We start from the raw sequence: 13,217 nt of genomic DNA, 5'->3' as shown, positions 1-13,217 counted from the left end.
TCCTCAGTTAATAAATAAATTCAAGCAAAATTAATAAATGCGAAAGTAATAGAAGTTATTGACTTACTGCAACATCCTAATATAGGTACACTTTCTAGTTCAAATATTATTTAAAATATGTAGTTTTACAAAAATTTATCGATTTTTACTTTAATAAAACTGTATATCCATTTATATTAAATATAAATAACTTTATATGTGCTATGAAAAATATTATTAGATATCTTTCTAAACCAGCTTATAGAGAGGAATTTAAAGGAGACACTTCCCCTCGAACCACAGCGTACACTTTAGTACGTGAGGATTCGAGTACCGGATCGACGTATAAATTACCTCCAAACGCGAAATTTGGGAAGATGTTTATTGCTTTAATTTGTTTTTTGATTGTTAGTAGTAATTGCTTTGCTTCCGAGCCGTTACCTTGGCAAGTAACGTTCCAGCCGCCGGCAAGTCCGATTATGGAGGAATTACATCATTTTCATAATTTTCTGCTTTACATCTCAACAGCTATTGTTTTATTTGTTACTGGATTACTTGGCTTTGTATGCATAAGATTTAATGCAAAAAATAATCCCGTACCGGCAAAATTTTCACATAATGTTTTACTAGAAATAATTTGGACTGTAATACCTATAATAATTTTAGTTATTATTGCAGTGCCGTCTTTTAAAATATTGCGTCATGCCGAAAAAATACCCGAAACGGATTTAACTATTAAAGTAGTAGGCTATCAATGGTATTGGCATTATATATATCCTGATCATGATAATTTAGAATTTGATAGCGTAATGATCTCTGATGAGAATTTAAAACCTAACCAAAAAAGATTATTAGATGTTGATAATCGAATTGTTATCCCTGAAAATGCTACCGTAAGGTTTCTCATTACCGCAGGTGACGTAATACATAGTTTTGCCGTTCCATCACTTGGGTTTAAAATAGACGCAGTCCCAGGCAGAATAAACGAAACTTGGACAAGAGTAGCTAAAAAAGGCGTATATTACGGGCAATGCTCTGAACTATGCGGCATCCATCACGGCTTCATGCCGATTGCTATAGAAGTAGTAAGTCAAGAGGATTTCGACAATTGGATTGCAAGCAAGAATAAAACTGCTATGAATGGCAAGCAGCCAAAATTGGCAGCTAACTAATTATATTTAGAAGTTCTATGGAAAATTATAATACAAAAATATCTGAACTAGATAAATTACTAAACGATATAACCGATATCAAGAAATTATTAAGTAGTGATGATTCAGCAGGTAAAGAAGCATGATAATTTATAACGAAAGTATTTTATAAACTAAAACTATTACTTTAAATTTTTTAATATATGACTAACCACAATAACCCTTATTCTCATCTTTTTCCTAGACAAGCGAAAGAAACGATATTTTTAAAACATTTTATCCATAATCCAAATATTAATAGTTGGAGATTACACTTATTACAATGACGCTACACCCTGAGAAATTTGAATATGAAAATGTTAGAGGAGCTTATTTTGTTAAATTGATTATAGGAAAATTTTGTGCTATTGCTATGGGTACTAGTATAATATTGTAGTATAGTATTGTTGTCGGTAATCCTGCAAAGATAGTACGCTATAGATTCCCTGATGAAATAGTTGAGCAATTACTTGAAATTAAATTGTGGGATTGGGATTATGATAAAATCACTCGGAATATTCCAGCAATTGTTGGAGCAGATATCGAAAAATTAAAACAGGCAGAATAATAATTATGGATATAACTACTAACGAAATTTATCACGATGACCATCACACCCCACACGGTTGGAGGCGATGGCTTTTTTCTACCAATCACAAAGATATCGGCATTATGTATATCATATTTGCCGTTTTTGCCGGAATTGTCGGAGGTTTGTTCTCACTGCTTTTTAGGTTAGAGCTTGCAATGCCCGGCGGCACTTTCTTAAATCATGATTTCCAGCTATATAACGTGCTTATCACAGCACATGCGGTTATTATGGTATTCTTTATGATTATGCCGGCTTTGTTCGGTGGCTTTGGTAACTATTTCGTACCTCTGTTAATAGGGGCTCCCGATATGGCATTTCCACGCCTTAACAATATCAGTTTTTGGCTACTAGTTCCTGCTTTTCTTTTACTTATGGGATCAGCTTTTTTTGATGGTGGGCCGGGAACAGGCTGGACGCTCTACCCTCCTTTAAGTAATTTAAGCGGTCACCCCGGTGTAGCCGTTGATATGGCTATTTTCAGTTTACATTTAACCGGTCTATCGTCAATCCTTGGATCAATTAACTTAATCGTTACTATCTTTAATATGAGAGCTCCAGGAATGGGGCTTTTCAAGATGCCGTTATTCGTTTGGTCTATTTTAGTTACCGCATTTCTAATAATTCTTGCTATGCCGGTACTTGGTGGAGCTATTACTATGCTACTTACAGATCGTAATTTTGGAACTACTTTCTTTAAGACTGACGGCGGCGGTGATCCTGTATTATTTCAGCATCTATTTTGGTTTTTTGGTCATCCTGAAGTATATATCGTAATACTTCCAGGCTTTGGTATAGTAAGTCAAGTTATTTCAACTTTTTCACGCAAACCTATATTCGGTTATCAAGGTATGGTCGGGGCTATGGTGATAATAGGCTTTGTTGGATTTATTGTATGGGCTCACCATATGTTTACTGTTGGGCTTTCTTATAATGCACTTATATATTTCACTGCCGGAACGATGATTATAGCAGTTCCGACGGGTATTAAAATATTTAGCTGGATAGCAACTATGTGGGGCGGTTCGATTACATTCCCAACTCCTATGCTATTTTCGATAGGATTTATTATATTATTCACGATCGGCGGCGTAACCGGCATAATCCTATCAAACTCGGCACTTGATAGAGTTCTGCACGATACATATTATGTTGTTGCACATTTCCATTATACGATGTCGCTCGGTGCTTTATTTACGGCATTTGCAGGCTTTTATTATTGGTTTGGCAAAATATCTGGTAAACAATATCCGGACATTTTAGGCAAAATTCATTTTTGGATTACCTTTATAGGCGTTAATTTAACTTTTTTTCCACAGCATTTCTTAGGTCTTGCGGGCATGCCAAGAAGAATACCGGACTACCCTGAAGCTTTCGCCGGCTGGAATATGGTTTCGTCAATAGGAGCAGGTATTTCTATGTTTGCTGCCCTTTATTTTGTATTTATCGTTTTCTATACGCTAAAATACGGCAAAGATTGTCCAAACAATCCTTGGGGAGAAGGAGCAGACACATTAGAGTGGACACTTACCTCACCACCGCCGTTTCATACTTTTGAAACACCACTGCATATTGAAGGGTAATAGTGGCTTTGCTGCGTGGATGCCAAGTCATCATTGCGAGGAGCTGCGTTAGCAACAACGTGGCAATCTCATCAGATAATAAAAAACTCCTAAGATTGCCACATCAGCATAAATGCTGGCTTGCAATGACGGGACCTTTATGAACCGTCTGGTACTATGAAGAATGACATAGCTGACAGAAAAATAATAAAATAATAATAAAATGTATAAAAAACCGATAATAGGTGTTACACCTGATTTAGCTCAAAATTGTGAAAAATATACTTACGCTGCTTTTCCATGGTACGCCTTGCGAAGAAACTATACCGATGCGATTATTGCAGCCGGTGGTGTACCGCTATTATTACCTTATCAAAGTGATACAGTAAATCAGCTTATGGAACTTGTTGATGGTGTTGTAATGCCAGGCGGTGATGAGGACATACATCCTAAATTTTATGAGCCGGAACATGCTACAGATGTAGTAGTTTCCAATGAAGAACGTGATAATTTTGAGATATTAGTTTTAAAGAAAGCATTAGAGAAAGATATTCCGGTTTTAGGAATATGCAGAGGCATGCAGTTATTAAACGTTATTTTTAAGGGTACGCTTATTAAACATATTCCTGATTATATTGAAACTGTAATTAATCATACACAACATTCACCTAAAAACATCGTTTCGCATGCAATTAATATAGAAGCGAATACTAAACTTGCTAAAATAGCTAATAATCAGCTACAAACTATGGTTAATTCGACTCATCACCAGGCTGCTAAACAACTTGGTAATGATCTTATTGTATCTGCAAAAGCAGAAGACGGTATAATTGAAGCCATTGAATCAACGAAACATAAATTTGTTATCGGCGTTCAATGGCATCCTGAATATCTTAATGATAATGGAATAGATTTAGAATTATTTAAAGAATTCATAAAAGTTAGTAAGTAAATTTAGTTTTTAACATCATTAGATGAACATATTACAAACGCTTTATTATATTCATATCCAAGCAGCCAACAACATACGGAATTTTTAGAGCGTTCATATACGAAAGTAGAACCTCCACCATTGTCTTCTAGTTGATACTAACCAAAAATTACAGGTCCACATTGTTCTTGCCAAGCAATTGAATATTTTACCCGATTATCTTGCACATCCCATTGTTATAAACAGCCGCTAATAATACAATTCATTTCAGTGACAAATAGTTTAACCAATTTTTGCATTACCAAATATGCTTGTTGTTCTACTTGTATATTATTACAATAAGCAATATGTGAGTTTAAATTATTAGCATAAGCTCGTAATGTTATAGAGACTATAATATTAAATAATATAATAAAAATTTTCATACCTTATTAAGTATTATATATTGTACTATATTATCATTTTAAATAAGATTTCGGACCTTTGATCTGCTATATTATCGTCAAAAACATTATTTATGACTGCTGATTATTCTTTTTTAAAAAGTTTTGCTGAGTATATCATTGATAAATTAGGTAAAGGTACAGAAGTGCAAATAATATTGCCTAATAATTTCTCATGCCTAGAATTAAAGAAGATTTTAACCGATAAATATAAAATTAAATTACCTATCATTATTCCTTTTAATTCTCTTATTGCAAAAAAAAATAATTCGGATTATATATCTAAAATAGAAGAATTACTTATTTTATCATCCATTATCATCAAATATAAAGAATTACCTTTTAATAAAAATGAATCATTAAAAGCTGCAGAACTTTTAAGAAAATTGTTTAATGATCTTATAATCAATAATATCGATATAAAATTAATTGAAGTCTATAACAATTCTAACTATTGGCAAAAGATTTATAAATTTCTAGAATATTGCTTCTTAAGATGGCAAGAAGAAATATCGTTTACTCAAAAACAAACTAAAGCAGTTTATAAATTAAAGCTATTACAAGAAGAAATAATAAAAATAAAAAAGAGACATACGCAGGTAATACTCGCCGGAATATTCAAGCCTAATGTTTTTTTAAAAAGATTTGAAGAAGAATTAAAGGATTACATAATTCACTATAATCATGCCTCCAAACAGATTAGCGATGGTATATCTTATTATGAACCTAATGACATTTATGAAGAAACTAAACAAATAGCTTATATATGTAGCCGTAATAAAGACAGACGGATTGCAATCGTTACAAATAATAATAAGCTTAAAAGAGTGTATTGTAATTTTTTAGACAAATATGAAGATCTACTAGGTAATGACTTAAGGCTTACTAATATAGGTGAATTACTAACTTCCATTATTAAAATATTATGTAATAATTTTGATTTAAAACTTCTATTTTTATTACTTAAAAATCCTTTAATTAACTGCCCTATTGTGCAGCAGTTAGAGTTAATGCTATCTAATAAAAACCGTTTTATATCCTCACCAAAATATTTATTGCAATTACAATTTGATAATGAGGATATAAGAGAGTATTGCCATAACTTAATAGATATTTTATTTACCGATACTCCACATAATATACAAGCTATTCTAATCTTAACTAAAGAAATAACTGAAAAACTTTTGCCTACCATTTGGGACAAAGAAGGAGGAGCAGAACTACTTGAGTTTTTAACAAATTTAACCGCATATAGTAAATATATAAATTCAATGGATAAAAAGGATTTTCCTAAAATTTTTTCTTTTTTACTTTCTAATATCAAATATTACAAAAATACCAATGCTGCTAGTATTATTATAGGACGGCCTGAAGATTTAGCATTATGTGAATTTGACTTAATTATATTACCGCATTTTAATAATGGACACTGGACACTCAGTGCTAAAGCTCACCCATGGCTTAGCAAGAAAGCCCTGCAGATACTAAATATAGATTACGATGAAATCGCCCCTACTCTATATTCAGATTACTTCAATTTATTTCTACAAAATAAACAAATAGTTATACTGAATGCTAAAAAATATGATGGGAAATTGTCAGTGCCGAGTAATTTATTTTTGAAGCTAGAAAAAGATTCTGTGTCACCCCGTGACTTGATCACGGGATCCAGTAATTATATGGATACCGTGGTCAAACCACGGTATGACAAGAGTATTAAGATCCACAGCCCCTCTTTCCCAACCACCTTGTCAGTAACCGAAATAGAAACATTAATAAGAAACCCATACGGTTTTTATGCTAAGAAAATTCTTGGACTATGTAAAAAAGATCATATATGGAAAGAGCCTAAAATATCGGATTTCGGTAATTTGATTCATAAAGTTTTAGAGGAATATTCTAAAAATTACGATACACAATATATTAATTTAAATTTGCTTGATAAACAAAATGCTTTAATAAATATCGGTAATCATATTTTATATAGCACTATTTTACCAAGCTACACAAAAAAAACTTGGCAAATAAAACTCACAGCTTTCAGCAAAGCTTTTGTTTTATTTGATATAGAACGCCGAAAAAACTGTAAAGAAATCTATTTTGAAACTAAAGGGGAGTTACGGCTAAATATTGTAGGTCAAGATATAAAAATAATCGGTATAGCTGACCGAATTGAAATAAGTAAATCAAACAATATAACTATACTAGATTATAAGACCGGTACTATTCCGACTAAGAAAGAAATAGAGCTCGGACTTTCTCCGCAACTTATCATAGAAAGTTTGATGTTACTAGAAAACGGATTTACGAAATGTAATTCTCTGTCCCTTTTATGTCATCCCCAGCCCCTTTTGTGTTATGCCCACGAAAGCGGGAATCCAGTTATGAATAACAATATTACTATCGCCTACGTAAAAATAACTAGTACTGAACCTTATGTGCACACAACGGAAATAACTTTAAGCATCGAGACTTTAAATAGACATAAAGCAGGATTAGTAAAATTACTTGAACATTATATTACAAATAAATTCTTTTCTTATGATTTGAATTTATCAAAGTATAATGATTATTTGCATTTGAGTCGATAGGCTAATCATGTCATTCCTAGCAGGTGCATGGGTGTCAACTTAAGACTCGATGTCATTCCCGCGTAGGCAGGAATCCAGTATTTTAAAACTTTTTTTAAAGCTCGATTTATCTCGCTTTACCCTAGATTCCCGCCTACGCGGGAATGACATAAACAAACCATGCAACAAGGCTTCCAGTCGCTCGCAATAGTGCTTATAACCCCATCACTAACTTAAATTCTTCACTTTTAATAATCTTACTATTCGTATTATAAATAATCGGATCGTTAATTTTTTCATGACCAAATCTATTTGTTTTAAATACCGGTATATCTAAACTATCTGCAAAATTACGAAGCACTAACATTGTAGCATCAAGATCTTTACCAAATGAACCAAATATTATCGCCTTAACATCCTCAAGTAACCCTGCTTGCTTTAAGTGTAAAAGCTCACGATCTAATCTAAAAGGAGCTACATTCACATCTTCTAAAAAAAGAATTTTGCCCTTAGTCTTTATTTGCCAACTCGTTCCTATACTAGTCTGCACCATAGTTAAGTTACCGCCTGTTAGTTTGCCGTTAACAAGATCACTTGATTTTGCTATATCGTTAAGAGGCACTAAATTATCTATAGTAACCTGCTTTACTTTACCTTTTAATATTTCAGCAAGCTTGGTAAAATTACCTTGATCTTGTTCCGGCTTTAAGAGATCGGCTATATTACTGCCGTGAATAGTTTTCCAGCCCCATTCTTGTGATAGAAAAAGATGTAACGCCGTTATATCGCTATATCCTATAAAGAATTTCTCTTTATTTGGTTTTGATAGCTTTAGTAAATCGGGAATTATTCTCGCAGAGCCGTAACCACCTCGTAAACTCCATACTATATTATCAGACTCATCAAATAATGCATCCCGCAGACAATTAAATCTTACTTCATCGTTACTTGCAAGAAAGGGTAGCTTACCTTTAGCAAAACACTTAGAAGAAATTTGTAAATTTAGTCCATTAATATTTTTTAAATCCGACAAGGTTTTATTATCCGCTCCTGTTGCCGGAGCAACAATAGTAATAGAGATATTTTTTAGACTATGACCAGCAGAAAAAGTTGATATTGAAAAAAATAATATTATTAGTAAAAATATCTTTTTAAGAATCATGAATATAACTGATAGGTATTGTTATATGAACAGGTAAATTCTACCATGTCATACCGTGGCTTGACCACAGCATCTAGTCTTTATTTTATTTTTTCTAATACCGTGGACAAGCCATACTATGACAGAGACAAGCATTGGATTCCCATTTTAGCTATGGATGACATAAAAGGGAACAGAAATGACATAGAAAATGCGCATAATCTTAAGAAACTATTCTAAACAAAAAGCAGCATCATCACCGGTAAGCTCTACTGCTTTAGCCTTGATTTGGTCAATAGTAAGGCCACTATATTCTACAAACCAACCTAATACAGTATCGTCCTGACCAAAAAAATTAATGTTCTTAACAACAGTTGCTTTATCTAAATTACCTTTCCTCATATCATATACAAGCTTTAATGCTTCTTTTTGTGCTGGTAGTTCATGAGTATTAGATAGTGCTAAAGTCTTTACTTGTTCTCCAAGTTTATTCGCTAAAACCTCTAATATTTCATTATCTTCAGATTTATCAGTTGAATTTTTGCTTATTCTAAGGTTTTCTATTGTAGGTTCAACAAGCTTTGTCCATAGCTGGTCAGTTGAACTACAATTACAATCGGCTAGATATTTTCTACCTTCTTCTCCAGTTTTTACAGCATTATCAAAAAACTCTTTAACTATCCACGTATTGTTAAATTTGTTATAAGCAGCTTTTATGAATAGTTCTAAATTATTAGAACCTAAATCTAAGAATTTTTGTTTAAGGTCCATCGGGATATGACTTTTTGTATCTAGCCATGTTTGCATTCCTGATAATATTTCTGATATTACCTTATTAAGGTCTTGTGTCGGTACAGTAATATTATTACTCTTCATAGTAGCCTCAAGTGCATTTTTAGTACTAGCATCCAAGTTAGATACTAAGTTTTCATATTGGGCTGGGTTACTTTTAGCTTCTTTTAAAATGCTTACTATTTTCTTAAATCTTAGTACTATTTCTGAATGGCTACCCGTAGTGCTTGTCATCCAATCCCATTTAAAATATTCAAACCCGCCGGTAGCATGATTTTGGATTCCAACATGTGCAAATTTGTGGTCATATCTAATGCCGATTACATTAAGATCGTCTTTATATTTCTTTACTTGAATATCGGTATCATTACGCTGTTTTTTAAAGTATTGCTCTAATTTTTTCATACTCTCCTCCTTAATTCATATTTTTAATTAGTGTCCACCATGTTATACTTATGTGTTACTATATGTCAAAATAAAGTACTAATAGAAATTAACTTTTTGCTATATCACCAGTATGTAAGTCACGCTTAAAGTACAAACTACTATTCTTATTTAAGATTATCCGATAAATCTGAACATTTTCAAGTACTCTTTGCACGTAATCTCTTGTTTCTCGATAAGGTATAAGTTCTATCCAGTCAATAACTTTTCTTGTATCTTTTATATCCCTTGGATCACCAAACCTATCTATCCATTTTACTACATTATGACTTCCGGCATTGTAAGAAGCAATGGATAGAATATAAGAACCTTTATGATCATCTAATAATTTTTTGAAATGATGCGAACCAAGTTTAATATTATATACCGGATTTCTAGTTAAGTCTGCTACATTACATTTAACATTTATGGATCTTGCGGTATCACAAGCAGTATCTTTAATAAGTTGCATGAGACCCATAGCATTTGCATAACTTACTGCTTTATGATCAAAAACCGATTCTTGTCTAATTATTCCATAAATTAAATGAGGTGGGATAGGCAAACCTACTAGATTATAAGGCGTTGGAAAAGCACAATCCGGAATAAAAGCATTATTTTGGGCGGCAATTTTTGCCACCTCAACCATATGATTAGTATTATTACTTGCTTTAATAATATTCGTAATTATTTGAATTTCTGCAGAATTTTTAGTGTTTTTCATTGCTGCTTTGGAATATATCAGGGCTAAGTAGCTTTTATTATATTTAACCAATAACCTTATTGCTTTAATAATCTCTTTATTTTCTATAATTCTCCTTTCTTCAGAAGTTATTACGGGAATAGGAGGTAAAACTAACTTGGTCCTATTTAATTCAATGTTTGCTACCTGCCCATAAAAGGTAAAAGAATATTTGGCTGCCTGCTCGTAAAATTTTCTAGCTGTTTGCTTATCACCTTTTGCTGCATAAGTACGACCGAGCCAATAAAACCCACGTGCCAAACTAATCGGAGTCTTAACAACTTTAATAAACTTATTAAAATGTACTAATGCTTGATCAGGTTTTTCTAAAAAACTTAAGGAAAGCCAGCCCGCAAGCCATTCCTGTTCCCTTATAGTTTCAGGACAAGTAGCAAAAGGAAGCGTTGCCATTCTATAGCTATTAGCAAAATCTTTGTAATCGATGAATTCACGAGCATAATAGGACTGAATACGACACCATTTAACAAAATGTTTACGGTTATTTTTAGCTTTCTTAAACAAAGTAATAATTTCCTTTGTCGGCTTTTGCATTTTTTTAAAATCTAAATAACGATATAATAAACCAGAAGTATAGTATTTTTCAGGAATACTTTTAAAAAGCTTGTCAGCATTTGGCGCTTTACCTATAATCGCAATTTGAACTTTAAAAGAATTACGGTAACCTTGATCTACATATTTCAGAGATTGCTCAGCAGATCTAATATCATTTTTCCATAAATGTTCCTCTATTCGCGCTAAATGATCACTCGCAGTTAAATATTTATGCCACTTATTGTAATATGCATTTTCTTCTTCAGAAGTGAAATTGGCGTATACCCAAGCCTCTTTAATAATAGGTAGTAATATCTTCTGATCTTTGATTAAACTACTTGCAGCTGCCGCATAAAATTTATAACCTTTGCCGGTAAGAGGAGGATGTTTACTAAACCAATCAAAAATTACTTTTTTATTTGTATTATTATTTAGATATTCTTCCGCTCTTTCTTCAAGCAGCTTATTTTGAGGCCAATCCGGGTTATTGCATAAAAACCTTATTACATGTTCAAAACTATTATCTAAATATTTATTATCTAAATATTTCTGAGAAAGTACAATTTTTGTTAAAATTTTATTATTTACTTCTAAAGCTAAATCTTCGGCTTGTGACCAATTTTTTTGATCGATATAGGTAAAAACTTGCTTAATATTATCTACAGAATCAGAATTAGCATTTACTTTTAAAGCTAATAACAAGAATGTAGAAGTTAATAATTCTATTATAATTTTCATAAGTTTTATGATTTGTTGCGTGGATACCTAATAGCCATTACGAGTTACTAAAAGCGTTGTTGCATGGCTCGTTTATGTCATTCCCGCGAAAGCAGGAATGACATAGAGACCAACTAAACACCCGTAGAACCAAAGCCACCACTACCACGCATCGTTTCCATAAGACTACTACTTTCTTTCCATAATATACGTTCGTACTTTGCAATTATCATCTGTGCAATTCGCATGCCTTTTTCTATAATGAAATCTTTTTTACCGAGATTAATAAGAATGACCTTTATTTCACCTCGATAATCTGCATCAATAGTACCGGGTGAATTAGCAACCGTGATACCGTGTTTAACGGCAAGACCCGAACGTGGTCTTATTTGGGCTTCAAACGAATCTGGTAGTGCTATAGCGATGCCTGTTGGAATTAGCTGTATTGCGCCTGCTTTTATTGTTATAGGTTGCTCGTTTGCAGCTATTAAATCCATCCCTGCACTATGCTCTGTAGCATATTCCGGCAGACTGCCGGAAAAATTTTCTAGTTTTTTAATTTTAACTTGTGTTATTGTCATATTATTTCATATCAAATTTATCGTTAATAATTTTATTTTCTACCGCATCAATTAAAGAATTAGCAAGATTATCGGTTAATATCTTACTTCCCATGCCAAGTTTCTTTTTAAGCCAAGGTTGTCTAGCACATAGATATTGAAACTTAATATTATCACCGAATTTTTCTTTCATTACGCTATACATATCACCTATGCCGTCAATTAAGCCGTAATCAAGCGCCGTTTGTCCTGCCCAAAATTCACCGTTAAATAAAATTTCGTCTTGCTGAGTTAACTTCCCTGCTCTCCTTGTTTTTACGTATTCTATAAAATGTTCATAAACCTGCTTTTGCAAATCTTTGATAATTTTAAGATCATCTTTATTAATAGGTTTAAATGGATCCAATACTGATTTATTCTTACCTTCCGTATAAACTCTTCTCTCTATCCCAAGTTTATTAATTGCTTCATGAAAACCGAATCCGCTTGATACTACTCCAATACTACCGATAACCGAACTCGGCAAAGCATATATCTGGTCACCACTGCAAGCAAGCCAATATCCGCCTGAAGCCGCCATATCTTCAATAAAACTATAAATTTTTATTTTATTTTCTTTAGCAAGGTCACGAATACGTTTTGCAATAAGTTCAGATTGTACCGGAGAACCGCCAGGAGAATTAATAATTAAACATAATGCTTTTAATTTCTTTATTTTAAAAGCTTTTTCTATTAGTTCATTTAATGATTCTAACGTAAGTCCCGATTGCATAGTACTTACTTTACCGATAACACCACTAAGGCGTAAAACGGCAATCACCTCTTTAGAATTACCAAAAACCGAAGCAAATAATTGATCTAATTTACTTATCTGCCGTTTGGTGATTATCTGATCAAATTCAGCATTCGCCATAGTTGATGTATTTACTTCATTCATTAACTTTACTCATTTTTAATTTAATATACTCGTTTAATTTGAAAAATTGGCCGTGTCGTCTTATAAGATCTGCGGTACTCACCTATTAA

General features: G+C 32.6%; 10 protein-coding genes and 1 pseudogene. 5 read left to right on the top strand and 6 right to left on the bottom strand.

From position 1 onward, the window contains the following. Positions 1-203 precede the first annotated feature (203 nt). From coxB to QUD19_RS04995, 4 genes and pseudogenes are all read left to right on the top strand, one after another. Complete coding sequence (gene coxB / locus QUD19_RS05010) at positions 204-1,151, top strand: cytochrome c oxidase subunit II (protein WP_498807719.1); 948 nt, start codon at positions 204-206, stop codon at positions 1,149-1,151. Positions 1,152-1,333: 182 nt separating this feature from the next. Further along, positions 1,334-1,737: pseudogene (locus QUD19_RS05005) on the top strand (LbetaH domain-containing protein). A gap of 5 nt (positions 1,738-1,742) precedes the next feature. Continuing rightward, positions 1,743-3,341 carry a cytochrome c oxidase subunit I gene (gene ctaD / locus QUD19_RS05000; RefSeq protein WP_498807717.1) on the top strand — a complete coding sequence of 533 codons (1,599 nt, stop codon included), beginning with the start codon at positions 1,743-1,745 and terminating at the stop codon, positions 3,339-3,341. Between the two features lie 202 nt (positions 3,342-3,543). Beyond that, a complete protein-coding gene (locus QUD19_RS04995; RefSeq protein ID WP_498807716.1) occupies positions 3,544-4,272 on the top strand; it encodes a gamma-glutamyl-gamma-aminobutyrate hydrolase family protein in 729 nt (242 codons plus the stop codon). Between the two features lie 215 nt (positions 4,273-4,487). On the opposite strand, the gene QUD19_RS04990 is transcribed toward QUD19_RS04995, so the two are convergent. Then, the gene (locus QUD19_RS04990; protein ID WP_498807714.1) at positions 4,488-4,676 is read right to left on the bottom strand and encodes a hypothetical protein; all 189 of its coding nucleotides are present in this window, start codon (positions 4,674-4,676) and stop codon (positions 4,488-4,490) included. 92 nt (positions 4,677-4,768) lie between these two features. Between QUD19_RS04990 and QUD19_RS04985 the strand changes: the two genes are divergently transcribed. After that, positions 4,769-7,285, top strand: a complete 2,517-nt coding sequence (locus QUD19_RS04985; RefSeq protein WP_498807713.1) for a PD-(D/E)XK nuclease family protein — start codon at positions 4,769-4,771, stop codon at positions 7,283-7,285. A gap of 193 nt (positions 7,286-7,478) precedes the next feature. On the opposite strand, the gene QUD19_RS04980 is transcribed toward QUD19_RS04985, so the two are convergent. From QUD19_RS04980 to QUD19_RS04960, 5 genes are all read right to left on the bottom strand, one after another. Further along, a complete protein-coding gene (locus tag QUD19_RS04980) occupies positions 7,479-8,426 on the bottom strand; it encodes an LD-carboxypeptidase (protein WP_498807712.1) in 948 nt (315 codons plus the stop codon). 210 nt (positions 8,427-8,636) lie between these two features. Then, a complete protein-coding gene (gene srfF / locus QUD19_RS04975; RefSeq protein WP_498807710.1) occupies positions 8,637-9,602 on the bottom strand; it encodes an SrfF family effector protein in 966 nt (321 codons plus the stop codon). A gap of 88 nt (positions 9,603-9,690) precedes the next feature. Continuing rightward, entirely contained in the window at positions 9,691-11,652 is a 1,962-nt protein-coding gene (locus QUD19_RS04970) for a lytic transglycosylase domain-containing protein (RefSeq protein ID WP_498807708.1), read from the bottom strand. A gap of 113 nt (positions 11,653-11,765) precedes the next feature. After that, positions 11,766-12,212 (bottom strand): dUTP diphosphatase, encoded by a 447-nt coding sequence (gene dut, locus QUD19_RS04965; RefSeq protein ID WP_498807706.1) that lies wholly within the window; start codon positions 12,210-12,212, stop codon positions 11,766-11,768. A gap of 1 nt (position 12,213) precedes the next feature. After that, positions 12,214-13,128, bottom strand: a complete 915-nt coding sequence (locus QUD19_RS04960; protein WP_498807704.1) for a S49 family peptidase — start codon at positions 13,126-13,128, stop codon at positions 12,214-12,216. Positions 13,129-13,217: the final 89 nt, after the last annotated feature.

It is taken from the genome of Candidatus Rickettsia kotlanii (genome assembly GCA_030295365.1).
Classification (GTDB): Bacteria; Pseudomonadota; Alphaproteobacteria; order Rickettsiales; family Rickettsiaceae; genus Rickettsia; species Rickettsia kotlanii.
This window is presented reverse-complemented; position numbering and strand designations above follow the sequence as displayed.

Bases quoted from the DNA above. Each gene is read 5' to 3' on its own strand.
- coxB (WP_498807719.1), top strand. From the start codon at position 204: ATGAAAAATATTATTAGATATCTTTCTAAACCAGCTTATAGAGAGGAA.
- ctaD (WP_498807717.1), top strand. From the start codon at position 1,743: ATGGATATAACTACTAACGAAATTTATCACGATGACCATCACACCCCA.
- QUD19_RS04995 (WP_498807716.1), top strand. From the start codon at position 3,544: ATGTATAAAAAACCGATAATAGGTGTTACACCTGATTTAGCTCAAAAT.
- QUD19_RS04990 (WP_498807714.1), bottom strand. From the start codon at position 4,676: ATGAAAATTTTTATTATATTATTTAATATTATAGTCTCTATAACATTA.
- QUD19_RS04985 (WP_498807713.1), top strand. From the start codon at position 4,769: ATGACTGCTGATTATTCTTTTTTAAAAAGTTTTGCTGAGTATATCATT.
- QUD19_RS04980 (WP_498807712.1), bottom strand. From the start codon at position 8,426: ATGATTCTTAAAAAGATATTTTTACTAATAATATTATTTTTTTCAATA.
- srfF (WP_498807710.1), bottom strand. From the start codon at position 9,602: ATGAAAAAATTAGAGCAATACTTTAAAAAACAGCGTAATGATACCGAT.
- QUD19_RS04970 (WP_498807708.1), bottom strand. From the start codon at position 11,652: ATGAAAATTATAATAGAATTATTAACTTCTACATTCTTGTTATTAGCT.
- dut (WP_498807706.1), bottom strand. From the start codon at position 12,212: ATGACAATAACACAAGTTAAAATTAAAAAACTAGAAAATTTTTCCGGC.
- QUD19_RS04960 (WP_498807704.1), bottom strand. From the start codon at position 13,128: ATGAATGAAGTAAATACATCAACTATGGCGAATGCTGAATTTGATCAG.